This is a genomic window from Shewanella sp., assembly GCF_041630135.1.
GTDB lineage: Bacteria > Pseudomonadota > Gammaproteobacteria > Enterobacterales > Shewanellaceae > Shewanella.
Genome location: NZ_JBFKLW010000023.1, coordinates 1 through 12,156, shown reverse-complemented (window position 1 = coordinate 12,156; position 12,156 = coordinate 1). Strand labels below are relative to the sequence as shown.

General features: G+C 52.9%; 14 protein-coding genes and 1 pseudogene. All 15 read left to right on the top strand.

Annotation, left to right across the window (positions count from 1 at the left end; genetic code table 11):
- The first annotated feature begins 35 nt into the window (after window positions 1–35).
- Window positions 36–641, top strand: coding sequence for a prepilin-type N-terminal cleavage/methylation domain-containing protein (locus tag ABYK60_RS08315; protein ID WP_372871520.1), 606 nt, complete (start codon window positions 36–38; stop codon window positions 639–641).
- Window positions 642–677: 36 nt separating this feature from the next.
- A complete protein-coding gene (locus ABYK60_RS08310) occupies window positions 678–1,184 on the top strand; it encodes a type II secretion system protein (protein WP_372871518.1) in 507 nt (168 codons plus the stop codon).
- Window positions 1,185–1,196: 12 nt separating this feature from the next.
- Window positions 1,197–1,703 carry a type II secretion system protein gene (locus tag ABYK60_RS08305; RefSeq protein WP_372871517.1) on the top strand — a complete coding sequence of 169 codons (507 nt, stop codon included), beginning with the start codon at window positions 1,197–1,199 and terminating at the stop codon, window positions 1,701–1,703.
- A gap of 130 nt (window positions 1,704–1,833) precedes the next feature.
- The gene (locus ABYK60_RS08300; protein WP_372871516.1) at window positions 1,834–2,334 is read left to right on the top strand and encodes a Tfp pilus assembly protein FimT/FimU; all 501 of its coding nucleotides are present in this window, start codon (window positions 1,834–1,836) and stop codon (window positions 2,332–2,334) included.
- Window positions 2,324–2,848, top strand: coding sequence for a prepilin-type N-terminal cleavage/methylation domain-containing protein (locus ABYK60_RS08295; RefSeq protein WP_372871515.1), 525 nt, complete (start codon window positions 2,324–2,326; stop codon window positions 2,846–2,848). The genes ABYK60_RS08300 and ABYK60_RS08295 overlap by 11 nt, the downstream gene beginning before the upstream one ends.
- The gene (locus ABYK60_RS08290) at window positions 2,848–3,687 is read left to right on the top strand and encodes a PilW family protein (RefSeq protein WP_372871514.1); all 840 of its coding nucleotides are present in this window, start codon (window positions 2,848–2,850) and stop codon (window positions 3,685–3,687) included. The genes ABYK60_RS08295 and ABYK60_RS08290 overlap by 1 nt, the downstream gene beginning before the upstream one ends.
- Window positions 3,677–4,105, top strand: a complete 429-nt coding sequence (locus tag ABYK60_RS08285) for an MSHA biogenesis protein MshP (RefSeq protein WP_372871513.1) — start codon at window positions 3,677–3,679, stop codon at window positions 4,103–4,105. The genes ABYK60_RS08290 and ABYK60_RS08285 overlap by 11 nt, the downstream gene beginning before the upstream one ends.
- The gene (locus ABYK60_RS08280; RefSeq protein ID WP_372871511.1) at window positions 4,095–6,707 is read left to right on the top strand and encodes a DUF6701 domain-containing protein; all 2,613 of its coding nucleotides are present in this window, start codon (window positions 4,095–4,097) and stop codon (window positions 6,705–6,707) included. The genes ABYK60_RS08285 and ABYK60_RS08280 overlap by 11 nt, the downstream gene beginning before the upstream one ends.
- Window positions 6,708–6,717: 10 nt before the next feature.
- Entirely contained in the window at window positions 6,718–6,930 is a 213-nt protein-coding gene (locus tag ABYK60_RS08275; protein WP_372871510.1) for a hypothetical protein, read from the top strand.
- 54 nt (window positions 6,931–6,984) lie between these two features.
- The gene (locus ABYK60_RS08270) at window positions 6,985–8,034 is read left to right on the top strand and encodes a rod shape-determining protein (protein ID WP_011758587.1); all 1,050 of its coding nucleotides are present in this window, start codon (window positions 6,985–6,987) and stop codon (window positions 8,032–8,034) included.
- A gap of 46 nt (window positions 8,035–8,080) precedes the next feature.
- Window positions 8,081–8,977 carry a rod shape-determining protein MreC gene (gene mreC, locus ABYK60_RS08265; protein WP_372871509.1) on the top strand — a complete coding sequence of 299 codons (897 nt, stop codon included), beginning with the start codon at window positions 8,081–8,083 and terminating at the stop codon, window positions 8,975–8,977.
- The gene (gene mreD / locus ABYK60_RS08260) at window positions 8,974–9,462 is read left to right on the top strand and encodes a rod shape-determining protein MreD (RefSeq protein WP_372871508.1); all 489 of its coding nucleotides are present in this window, start codon (window positions 8,974–8,976) and stop codon (window positions 9,460–9,462) included. The genes mreC and mreD overlap by 4 nt, the downstream gene beginning before the upstream one ends.
- A gap of 6 nt (window positions 9,463–9,468) precedes the next feature.
- Window positions 9,469–10,053 (top strand): nucleoside triphosphate pyrophosphatase, encoded by a 585-nt coding sequence (locus tag ABYK60_RS08255; RefSeq protein ID WP_372871506.1) that lies wholly within the window; start codon window positions 9,469–9,471, stop codon window positions 10,051–10,053.
- 91 nt (window positions 10,054–10,144) lie between these two features.
- Window positions 10,145–11,611 carry a ribonuclease G gene (gene rng / locus ABYK60_RS08250; protein ID WP_372871560.1) on the top strand — a complete coding sequence of 489 codons (1,467 nt, stop codon included), beginning with the start codon at window positions 10,145–10,147 and terminating at the stop codon, window positions 11,609–11,611.
- A gap of 50 nt (window positions 11,612–11,661) precedes the next feature.
- A pseudogene (locus ABYK60_RS08245) lies at window positions 11,662–12,156 on the top strand (DUF3971 domain-containing protein); the annotation flags it as partial.

Here is a 12,156-nt window from a genome sequence, read left to right as displayed (position 1 = left end):
TGCTACAATGGAGAAATGTACTCTTGGGGGCATCTATGAAGGCTAAACAGCAGGGTTTCTCTCTGATAGAGCTGGTGATTGTGATTGTGATCCTCGGACTATTGGCGGCAACAGCCATTCCGAGATTTCTTAATATCACCGATGAAGCGGAAGCTGCCAGTGTTGATGCGGTCGCAGGTGGCCTGGTCACAGCGGTAAGTTTTGTGCGTGCCCAGTGGGAAATCGATGGTCGCAACAATAGTTATGTGCTGCTGGATGGTACCCAGATTGGCCTCGACAAGCGCTTTGGTTACCCCACCGGCGACAGCAATTTTTCGGCCACGGACATGACTGATAGCAGTTGTCAGCAGGTCTTCAACCTGATTTTGCAAAGTACACCGCGTAACGTACTTTACACAGAAGATGCCCGTAAGCAGAGATATACCACCAGAGTGATTGGCGGTGCCGGTGGCAGCAGTAATGATCTCTCCGGTCAAACGGTTAACGGTTTGGATCTCTGTGTTTATCATCAGGTTTCTTCGTTGGCGCTTGACCCCAACACAGGTATAGCCAATCCTGCACCGGATCTTTCCACCCCGGGGGCTTCAGGCATTACTTACAATCCGGGTACCGGTAAGGTGCTCAGCTTTACCAACCCCTGACTATCAGGTTTCAGTTATAAAAGAAGGTAGATTCTCATGAAAAAACAACAAGGTTTTACCCTGATTGAGTTGGTGGTGGTAATCATCATTTTAGGTATTCTGGCAGTGACGGCAGCACCTAAGTTTATCAACCTGCAATCGGATGCCCGCAAATCCACGGTAGAGGGTGTAAAGGCTGCACTTCAGGGGGCCAATACCCTGATTTACTCCAAAGCCGCGATTGCTGGCAAGAATAAAACGGTTGGCGACACAGTCACTATTGATACTGGCGTTACAGTAACGACAGATTATGGGTATTTGGATAGTGCTACCGATTCGGCTACGGTCAAAACAAATCTTGAAAAAGCGATGGACATGACGTTTGAAGCCATTACCGGTACAGCAACCGCTGCGACTGGTGATTTTGGTGTTATTCATGAAAGTGATGCGTCTTTTATCATTGTGCCAAAAGGTAAAAAAGGTACTGATTCGTGCCGGTTAAATTATACACCGGCCACCTCCACTACTCTGCCTACGTACGTTTTGACAGTAACCGATTGTTAATAGGCGAATTTAATGAGAAAGCAACAAGGCTTTACCCTGATTGAGTTGGTGGTGGTAATCATCATCCTCGGTATTCTGGCCGTGACGGCAGCACCTAAGTTTATCAACCTGCAGTCGGATGCAAGAGAATCAGCACTCCAAGGCCTGAAGGGCGCCATACAAGGTGCAAACAGTCTGGTGTATTCTAAAGCTGCGCTGGCTGGCGATGAACGCAAGGCAACTGCGAATATCGACATTGGGGGGACTGCGGATGTCGCAGTTGTTTATGGTTATATGGCACCAACCTTGGCAGCCTTTGAAGCTGGTATGGACATTGATTTAGATGCTGGCAGTTCACCGACAGCCGCTGGTACAGGTGAGTGGGTATTCTTGGCTGGAACGCCTGCAAACGGTGCAACCATTTGGCAGCGCGGTGCTCCGGCAGATGTTGCCTCCCCAGCAGCAGCGTGCAAGCTTGAATACGTTCAAGCGGCGCAAGGTGGAACGCCAACCATTACGGTAACTACCACTGGTTGCTGACAGTATTGATAAAAAGGCCCGCTTAGCGGGCCTTTTTACTTTAACGGCAAATACTTGGGCGCAGTGTATTTGCCTTGTGGCCCAAGTTGTTGGAAACTTGAAGGACTGACACCAGGCCGGTGGACACGGGATGCACAGCCAGCGATTCAAGTTTCATGCAATGCACAGCCGCACTGGGGGATTTACCCTGGTCGAGCTGGTAACCACCATCATTCTGATAGGAGTGCTGGCGGTGGTGGCTATTCCGCGACTTATACCTTCATCCTCCTACAGCGCCTACAGTCTCAGGAATGAATTTATGGCTGAACTGCGTAAGGCGCAGCTGCTGGCAATGAATAACACCGATATCTGTATCCGCATCGAAGTGGACCCTGCCAACGGCTACCGCCAACTGCGCTTTCCTGCGAGAGTTGGCAACCTTTGCAGCGGCGCAGCCTCATTAACGCTGAGCTGGCAACCCTTTCAGGGGGGCAGTCGTTTACGCATGGCGGGTGCGGGCAGTTTTCAGCTGGATTTTGATGCCCTTGGCCGTCTTCCCGCCACCGGCTGTAATGGCGCCTGTATCGCGGTCATTGCCGATGAAACCCTGACGCTGGCAGTGGAATCAGAGGGTTATATCCATGCCCTTTAACGCATCCGTGGTTCAGTGCAAGCAAGCCAAAGGCTTTACCCTGATAGAGCTGGTGGTGGGTATGCTGGTGCTGGCCATTGCGCTGGTGATGATTTCCAGCATGCTGTTTCCTCAGGCCGACAGGGCCGGGCTGACGTTGCAGCGGGTACGAAGTGCTGAGCTTGCCCATGCCATCCTCAATGAAATTTGGGGTAAACGCTACGATGACAACAGCAATATCAATGGTGGTGTTCCAGCCTGTGGCAGCACAGGCGCCCCAGCCTGCAGCAGTGTTATGGGCCCGGAAGCGGGGGAGGGGCGTAACGATTTTGACGATGTGGATGATTACCACGGTTTGGTTCAGGACTCTTTAATACTCAACTCGAGTGAAACTTACCGCGACAGATATCCGGGCTATGGTTTGTCCGTGGAGGTAACCAGCGCCAACAGTGCAGTGGACAAGCTTATTGCCATTAATGTCACTACTCCGGCTGGCGAAGTGATCACTTACCATGCGCTGAGGAGTAACTATTGATGCGCAGGCTAATAGGTCAAAAACGGGGTTTTACCCTGGTGGAAATGGTCACTGTGATCCTGGTGCTTGGGGTGCTGGCGGTGGGCGTCAGCAGCTTTATTATTTTCGGCACCCGGATTTTTGTTGAATCATCAGCGGTGGAGCAGGCGACTGGTGAGAGCCGCTATGCCATCGAGCGCATGACCCGTGATATCCGCAGCGCTTTGCCAGGGAGCCTCAGGCTTGGAAGTGGCAGTGCCGGCAGTGAAAGCTGGCAGTGCCTTGAACTGGTACCCATTGCCGCCAGCAGCAGTTATCTGACACTTGGGTTAGCGCCGGGGCCTGCAGCAAAAACGGCAACCGTATTCCGTGATGCCCCAGCCAGCGCCGTAGCCGAGGGGCAGTGGGCGTTTGTATACCCGCTGACAGAAACCGATGTATACGGCAGTTTTCCAGGCAATTTGGGCAAACGTTTTGTACTGCAGAAGGTCACAGCATCAGCAAACAGTATCGAACTTGAATTTGCCAATGCGGTGCGTTTTGCAGAGGCGTCGCCCAGGCAACGGATGTATTTTGCTAACCAACCTGTGAGTTACTGTGTGGTGCAAGTGGTTGGTGGTGGCATCGGTCTGTGGCGTTATGACAATTATGGCTTTAATGCAGTGCAGCCAGACTTGGCGGTAATGAGAGGGAATGGCCGTGCGGCACTGATGGCGCAAAACCTCACATCAGCGGCGCCTTTGGCATTGCATGGCTCCACTCTTATCAATAATGCCGTGGTGCAGATGGATATGGGCTTTGCGGTTAATGGCCAAACCTTTGAATATCAACATCAGGTGCAGACTATCAATGTTCCCTAATCGCTCAGGCTTGGCTGCCCATCGCCGGCAAAAGGGCAGCGTACTTATCGTTGGTATCTTTGTTATTACCGTGATGTTTCTGCTGGCGGCGGCGCTTATCCGCATCAGCAGTGATGGTGATGAGGCTCTGACCCTGGAAGTGTGGGGCACGCGGGCGCTTGCGGCAGCAAACAGCGGTGCCGATGTGGCAATGGCGCAACTTTTCCCGCTCGGTGGCGGTGCTGCCAGCTGTAACGCCTCAGCAAACTGGACGCCACCGGCGGTGGTGGGTTTTCATGGCTGTGCAGTCACCCTGAGTTGCAATGCCTATGCTGTTGATGGCGAAATCCAATACCGGATAGTCAGCAATGCGGTGTGCCAAAGTGGAGATTTGCGTGTAAGCCGAGCCGTGGAGGTCACTGCCCGTGATGTGGAATAGAATTGCACTGCTGTTTACATTGCTGTTGTGGTTGCCACTTGCCAGCGCCGTGCCCCAGTGCAGTGATGTTTTTACCAAACCACCCACGGGGCCGAATAACCCGGGGATGCAGCCGCCTGCGGATTTACCGTCGAAATCAGGCAATTTTATCTGCAACACCAGAGGGAAAAACAGTTTTTGTAACCGGGGCGACGCCTTTAGCCCCGGCGATTTCAACTTCGCCAGTGGCAGCTTTGATAAAGGCAGTTATATCAGCACCCATGGCGCCAGCACCCGCCTCTATTTTGATTCTCTGACCCTTAAAAATTCCGATATCAATATTGGTGGCAATGCTGCCGACTTGATTGTGTATGTGCGCGGTAATCTTTATATCAACGGGCATAATACCTTTAACGGCATTCTTTACGTTGAAGGCAGCATAGTGATGAGTGGTAATGCCACTGTCATTGGTGCTGTTGCAGTGCAGGGGAGTGTGCCCTCCGGGGGCAATTTCACGCCGATAATTGATTTGGGAGTGCTGGGCGACGCTGATTTTGGTGGCATGTGTGAGCCTGGCGGTACGACTGGCATTGATCATTTTTTACTGAGGTACAGTGACTCCCCACTCACTTGCAAAGCTGAGCCGGTGGCAGTTTATGCCTGTAAGGATGCGTCATGCAGCACAGTGGAAACTTCCTCCATCGTAGCTGAATTGTTTGCGAACAATGCTGTGAATGGTTGGGAAGGGGGGAATCTGGTCAGTTTATCCAATGGCGTGGCAATCAAAAATCTATGGCATACCCTTGCCGCCTCACCGATTACCATAGGTGTTGCCTCGGCGAGTGTGGCTGTTGCTAATCCAACCCAGTGCCAGCGCGGCAGTGGTGCAGCGTCCGCTGCAGCCTGTACGCTGTCTTTTGCTGACAGCGGTTTGCTATTTGATGTGCCAGACAAGCTGGCTGGCAAGCCTGTTACTGTATCCATCAGTGCCGTCAGAACAGACCTGCAATCCCAGAAGTGTGTGCCCACTTTTCAAAGTACCGCCAAAAATGTGCTGTTCTGGAGTGACTTTCTCAACCCAGCCAGTGTGACTGGAGCGCCTCGAATCAGTGTCAACTCCGGGGATATTGGCACCTCGCTCAGCACAGCTGCTGCGGTAACCCTGAACTTTGACGCCACTGGCAGTGCGAGCCTTAACCTGAATTATCCGGATGCCGGGCGGGTGGCATTGAATGCCAGATATCTTGGTAATGCCAGTGAAGGTAACCTGCAGCTCGATGGCAGTGATAGTTTTGTCAGTTTTCCGGCGGGGTTATGCATCAAGCCGCAGGATGATACTGCGGTTTGCACAGCCGGAGATGCCAGCTGCAATGTATATAAAAAAGCCGGTGAGGCGTTCAACCTGAATATCAGCGCCCACGCCTGGATGTCCGATAATGACAGCGATTATTGTGACAATACCCAGACAACCCCCAACTTTGCCATGCCTGACTTACCGCTTATTCATCAATTGGTTGCGCCTGTTCCCGGTGTGCAGGGTAATGTGGGCAGAACGCAATATAACCATCAGCCGCAGTCGGGGGCCAATCAGGTTACTCAGAGTGTCAGCGAGGTGGGTGTTTTCCGTTTCGGCACCGGGGCTGTCGGCAGTTATTTGGGCAGTACGGCTTTCACCATACCCATAGCCTGGTCAGCACCTTTGGGGCGTTTTGTGCCTGCCACCTTTGCCGTAAAAGATGTGTCCCTGATCCCGGGTTGTGGCGGGTTCAGCTATATGGATCAGCCAACACCGCTTGCCATGACAATCGAGGCGCACAACCTTGGCGCTGTGGTGACACAGAACTATCAGGGGAGTTTTGCCAAGGGAACCGCGGTTCTGCTGGGCGAGCATTATGATGATGGTCATGATCTTTCAGGGCGATTGTCTGCGCTGGGCGGCGCATGGGAAGCGGGGGTCATGGGCTTCGATATTGACAATCAGTTCCAATTTGCCCGCACAGCAGCGCCGGATGCCGACGGCCCCTTCGAATTGTTGGATATCGGCCTCAGGGTGGATGATAACGACAGCAACAATACTCAGATTTCGCCACGGGATATGAAGCCGGATACCGCTGGCGACTGCAGTCTGACCAATAGCTGCAGTGGCCAGCGCCTTGGTACCATCAAGATGCGTCATGGCCGTCTGGTGCTGGAAAACACCTACGGCCCGGAAAATGAAATCCTGCGAATGACTGCCAGAACCCAGATTTGGCAGGGCAGCGGCTGGGGTTTGTCGGTCGATGACAGTTGCACCCTGGTTAATCCGGCTTTGCCAGCACCGCAGATGGATGATTCTGCGCTGGGCTATGTTTTCGAGCCGGATCTGAGCGCGGGACAAAGCATAGTGCGCAGTGCAACACCCGCCCGGTTCAGCGCCGGTATGCTTGATTTATACTGGCAGGCGCTGGGCAGCCCCTTGTATCGTGGCCAGGTTAGCGCACCTTTGAACACGCCCGATTGGCTGAAATGGTATTGGAATTGGGACAACAGCTCACCCAATGGCTTGTTTGATCCCAGATCCAGCGCCTATTTTGGACGCTTCAGGGGAGATGATCGGGTTATTTTCTGGCGCGAAGTGCATTAAGGTGAGTTTGGTGTCCAGGGACACCAAACTGGCTACTGGTTATGCATGCTTCTTCACCGGTTTTGACATTCAACTTACAATCAATGTATTTCAAGGCGGTAAAACTGCGTTAATAATCATCAAAAACTGGCGCATTTTTCACCGCCTTACTTCCTGTTCAAAAAAAATCACTTCATTAGCCTTTGTTAACCTCGGCGGTCTTGTGGAATCAGGGTGGCATTGATAAAGTTAGCTGATTTTTCTTTTCCCTGGCTCCTCAGAAAAACAGGCTGGTTACATGTTCAAGAAGCTGCGTGGCATTTTTTCCAATGATCTCTCGATCGACCTGGGTACCGCCAACACCCTTATTTATGTTCGCGAAGAAGGTATCGTACTGAATGAACCTTCGGTGGTGGCAATTCGTAACGAACGCAACAGCTCAGGGCAAAAGTCCGTCGCTGCTGTGGGTACCGAAGCCAAGCTGATGCTCGGACGTACACCTGGTAATATTCAGGCAATCCGCCCCATGAAAGATGGTGTAATTGCCGATTTTTATGTGACCGAGAAGATGCTGCAGCACTTCATCAAGCAGGTTCACAACAACAGTTTTTTCCGCCCCAGCCCACGTGTGCTGGTGTGCGTGCCTGTGGGAGCCACTCAGGTTGAACGTCGAGCCATCCGTGAATCAGCCATGGGCGCCGGTGCCCGCGAAGTGTATCTGATTGAAGAGCCAATGGCGGCAGCCATTGGTGCCGGTTTGCCGGTATCTGAAGCCACAGGTTCCATGGTAGTGGATATTGGTGGCGGTACTACTGAAGTGGCTATTATCTCTCTGAACGGCGTGGTTTATTCTTCTTCTGTGCGTATCGGTGGCGACAAGTTTGACGACGCCATCATCAATTATGTACGCCGTAATTACGGCAGCCTGATTGGTGAAGCCACTGCCGAGCGCATCAAGCACACCATAGGTACTGCCTATCCAGGCGATGAAGTGCTGGAAATTGAAGTGCGTGGCCGTAATCTGGCCGAAGGTGTGCCAAGAAGCTTCACCCTTAACAGCAACGAAATTCTCGAAGCCCTGCAAGAGCCGCTGTCGGGTATTGTCAGCGCCGTGATGGTGGCGCTGGAGCAGTCTCCACCAGAGCTTGCCTCTGATATTTCCGAGCGTGGCATGGTGCTCACTGGTGGTGGCGCGCTCCTGCGTGACCTGGACCGTCTGCTGATGCAGGAAACCGGCATACCGGTGATGGTGGCCGAAGATCCGCTGACCTGCGTTGCCCGCGGTGGTGGTAAAGCGCTGGAGATGATCGACATGCACGGTGGCGATCTCTTCTCCGAAGAAAACTGATTTCCGGGGACGAAAGAGGCGGTGAGACTACCGCCTCCTTTATTTTATGAAGCCTATTTTTGTTCGTGGCGTCTCCAATCAATTTCGACTGACACTGGCAATTGCTTTGTCGGTGCTTCTTATTGTGGCCAATGATCGCCTGGCACCGGTGCGTCAATCCATGGCAACCCTGCTCAGCCCTATGCAATATCTGGCCAACGTGCCCGGCGACATGCTCGACAGCGTCGCTGAAACCTTGGCTACCCGAAACATGCTCCAGCGCCAAAATGCCGAAATGCTGCGTCAGCAAGTGTTGATGAGTGAGCGCCTGCAACGTTTTGAACATTTGCGTCAGGAAAATGAACGTCTGCGAGCCTTGCTGGGCTCACCGCTGCACATGGACGCCCGCAAGATGGTTGCTGAAGTGATGCAGGTGGCCAGCGATCCCTTTCATCAACATATTGTGATTAACCGAGGCAGCCAAAACGGGGTCTATGTGGGGCAACCTGTGTTGGACTCTCAGGGCGTTGTTGGTCAGGTTACTGAGGTCAGCGCCATTACCTCGCGGGTACTGCTGATGTCCGATTCCAGCCATGCCATTCCAGTGCGTATCACCCGTAATGACGTACGTATGATAGTCAATGGTACAGGTGAGTTGGATGAGGTCGAGTTAAGGCACGTCGCCAAGAGCACGGATGTGAAAGTGGGCGACCTGCTGGTGACTTCAGGGTTGGGGAGACGTTTTCCGGAAGGTTATCCGGTTGCCAGGGTGACAGAAGTATCCCGTGATGATGCCCAAGCCTATGCCAGGGTGATGGCGCAGCCGCTGGCGGCACTCGACAGAATCCGCTATTTGCTGTTGATTTGGCCGGATATGAACAGGAACTCACCCAGTGAACCTGCCCAAGAGACCACCCAGCCAGCAGAAGCCGAAAGCCAATCACCAGAGGAGACTGTTCAATGAGTTTGCAGGCTCCCAATGGCCGCATTGTGGTGTGGCTGACACTGTTTGTAGGTGTGTTGTTTCAGATCATGCCACTGCCTGCAGTGGTTGATGACTGGCGTCCTGATTGGCTTTTGTTGGTGCTGATATATTGGACAATGGCGTTGCCACACAGATACAACATTCTTACCGCCTGGGTGTTGGGCGTGGTATTGGATGTGTTACTCGGTGCCACCCTGGGTATACGGGCGTTGGGATTCTCGCTGGTTATCTACGTCGTTGCCATGCACTTTCAGCGGATGCGCAACTTTACGATTTTGCAGCAATCGTTACTGATTGCCGTGTTGGTTGGGGTATTTCATCTGGTGGTGTTTTGGTTGCAATATGTGCTGACCAAGGCAAGTTACAGCAACGCCATGTTCTGGCCAATGCTATCAAGTTTGATTCTCTGGCCGTGGGTGTTTTGGTTCCTGCGCCGCCTGCGTCGCCATTACAAAGTGAGATAAAGTCCAATGTGTTTGGTTTTGGCTTCCCAATCCCCTCGTCGCCGTGAGTTGCTTGCTCAGGCCGGACTGGGTGTGCCCGGTTTTGCTTTTGAGCGGGTTAACCCCGATATTGATGAAACCCCACTGGCAGATGAACTGCCCGCGAACTATGTCGCCCGGCTTGCGGTCGAAAAAGCCAGGGCCGGTCTGGCTATGTGTACCGAATTTGACTCCCCTGTGGTGCTGGGTTCAGACACCATAGTGGTGCTCGATGGCCAGCTGCTTGGTAAGCCTGTTGATAAAGCCGATGCCTGTGGCATGTTAGCCGCGCTATCGGGTCGACACCATGAAGTCATGACCGCCGTTGCCCTCACAGACGGCAAGCGCACTCTGTGCGACACTGTCACCACCAAGGTGGAGTTCGCTTGTCTTGGCGAAGCCGATATTATGGCCTATGTGGCCAGCGGTGAGCCCATGGACAAGGCCGGAGCTTATGGTATTCAGGGGCTTGGCGGTATTTTCGTTAAAGCCATCAACGGCAGCTACAGCGCCGTGGTGGGACTTCCCCTGGTTGAGACCCGTCGGCTGCTGGCCGCGTTTTCCCTGATTTAAGGCGGCGCCGTCGACATTCGTTTAACTGACTCTCCCTGAGGGGGAAACCGTGAGCAGCCCAAGTTATTCCAGTCAGAAAAATCCCCGCAAAATCGGCTCTGAACTGCTGATTAATGTCACGCCCAATGAAGCTAGGGTGGCCTTGGTTGAGCACGGTGTATTGCAGGAAGTGCACATCGAAAGACGCATGAAACGCGGTTTGGTGGGCAATATTTACAAAGGCCGGATCAGCCGGGTGTTGCCGGGTATGCAGGCCGCCTTTGTTGACATAGGGCTCGATAAAGCGGCCTTTTTGCACGCTTCCGATATCATGCCTCATACAGAGTGTGTGGCCGATGTGGAAAAAGGCAACTTCGTGGTGCGCGACATCGCAGAGCTTGTGCGTCAGGGGCAGGATATCATGGTGCAGGTGGTTAAAGACCCCCTCGGCACCAAGGGGGCCCGTCTGACCACAGACATCACCTTGCCATCCCGTTATCTGGTATTTATGCCCGGTTCAAGCCATGTGGGCGTGTCTCAGCGCATTGAATCTGAGGAAGAACGCACTCGTCTGAAAGACGTGACTCAGCCTTTTGTTGATGAAGATGGTGGCTTCATTATTCGCACAGCGGCTGAAGGCGCTGGTGAAGATGAGTTGCGTCAGGACGCCTCTTTCCTGCGCCGGGTGTGGGCCAAGGTTACCGAGCGTCGCAAGCGTAAGGGCTGTACCCTGTTGTATCAGGATTTGGCCTTGCCGGTGCGTATTGTGCGTGACTTTGTCGGCACCGATCTTGACCGTATTCAGGTGGATTCCCGCAGCACTTTTGAAGAGCTTAAACAGTTTGCTCAGGAGTTTATGCCTGAATTCGAAGAGAAAATTGAGCTGTACAGCGGCACGGTACCTATCTTCGACCTCTACGATGTGGAAAACGAAATCCAACGGGCGCTGGGCCGCAAAGTTGAGCTTAAGTCCGGTGGTTATCTTATCATCGACCAGACTGAAGCCATGACCACGGTGGACATTAACACCGGTGCCTTTGTTGGCCACCGCAATCTGGAAGAAACTATTTTCAACACCAACCTCGAAGCCACCCAGGCGATAGCCCGTCAGCTGCGGCTTAGAAACCTCGGTGGCATCATCATCATCGACTTTATCGATATGCTCAGCGAAGACCACAGAGCACGGGTGTTGACCAGTCTGAACTCAGCGCTGGCCAACGACAGGGTTAAAACCAATGTCAGCGGCTTTTCGGGGCTGGGTCTGGTTGAAATGACCCGCAAGCGCACCCGCGAAAGTCTGGAGCATGTATTGTGCGGTGAATGCCCTGCCTGTCGTGGCAGTGGCTCCATGAAAACGGTTGAAACTGTCTCTTACGAAATCTTCCGCGAAATTATCCGCCTGAATAAAGCCTACGAATCAGATGGCTTTCTGGTTTATTGCGCCCCGGCGGTGCATGCCGGTTTGAGTGGCGACGAAAGTCACCATGTGGCGGAACTGGAAGTCTATATTGGTAAGCGTATCCGGGTGCAAATGGAGCCTCTGTATGCCCAGAATAAGTTCGATGTGGTAATGGTCTAGTGGCGGGATTCTGGCGTCCGGCCAATGTAGGCCGGGTTTGTGGATTGACTTTGGCAATGTTGCTGGTGCTGTTTGCGCTGGCAGTAAGCCTTATCCGCAGTCTTTTGCCACAGCTGGATCAAGCCAAAGACAAGGTCACTGCTTACCTTTGGGATAATTATGGCCTCAAGGTACAGGTGACCCAACTGGCCGCTGAATGGCAGGCTTTTGGTCCGGCATTGATGGTCAGCAACCTGGTGTTACCGCCGCAGGAAGGGCTTCCCTTTACCCTGATCATCAAACGTACGGAAGTAAAGCTCGATTTCTGGCAGACCCTGATAAGTCGTGAGGCCTTTGTTGAACATGTCTTGTTCGACGGCGTGCAGATAGCCATAGATCTGGATGCCATTACCCCTGCGAAAAAACAACCCGAGTCTGGCACTGTGTCTGAGCTTGGGATCGACTGGTTGTATCGATTGTTGCTCGAGCAATTGCAAAACTTCGCCATGCGTGAAGTGATGGTGCAATTGAAAAGCCAGCATCATGAGTTCCGCCCAATTTATCTT

Coding starts and splice junctions, on each gene's coding strand:
- mreD (WP_372871508.1), top strand. CDS start 8,974: ATGAGTTTGCAGGCTCCCAATGGCCGCATTGTGGTGTGGCTGACACTG.
- ABYK60_RS08300 (WP_372871516.1), top strand. CDS start 1,834: ATGCACAGCCAGCGATTCAAGTTTCATGCAATGCACAGCCGCACTGGG.
- mreC (WP_372871509.1), top strand. CDS start 8,081: ATGAAGCCTATTTTTGTTCGTGGCGTCTCCAATCAATTTCGACTGACA.
- ABYK60_RS08310 (WP_372871518.1), top strand. CDS start 678: ATGAAAAAACAACAAGGTTTTACCCTGATTGAGTTGGTGGTGGTAATC.
- ABYK60_RS08315 (WP_372871520.1), top strand. CDS start 36: ATGAAGGCTAAACAGCAGGGTTTCTCTCTGATAGAGCTGGTGATTGTG.
- ABYK60_RS08270 (WP_011758587.1), top strand. CDS start 6,985: ATGTTCAAGAAGCTGCGTGGCATTTTTTCCAATGATCTCTCGATCGAC.
- ABYK60_RS08305 (WP_372871517.1), top strand. CDS start 1,197: ATGAGAAAGCAACAAGGCTTTACCCTGATTGAGTTGGTGGTGGTAATC.
- ABYK60_RS08290 (WP_372871514.1), top strand. CDS start 2,848: ATGCGCAGGCTAATAGGTCAAAAACGGGGTTTTACCCTGGTGGAAATG.
- ABYK60_RS08255 (WP_372871506.1), top strand. CDS start 9,469: ATGTGTTTGGTTTTGGCTTCCCAATCCCCTCGTCGCCGTGAGTTGCTT.
- ABYK60_RS08285 (WP_372871513.1), top strand. CDS start 3,677: ATGTTCCCTAATCGCTCAGGCTTGGCTGCCCATCGCCGGCAAAAGGGC.
- ABYK60_RS08295 (WP_372871515.1), top strand. CDS start 2,324: ATGCCCTTTAACGCATCCGTGGTTCAGTGCAAGCAAGCCAAAGGCTTT.
- ABYK60_RS08280 (WP_372871511.1), top strand. CDS start 4,095: ATGTGGAATAGAATTGCACTGCTGTTTACATTGCTGTTGTGGTTGCCA.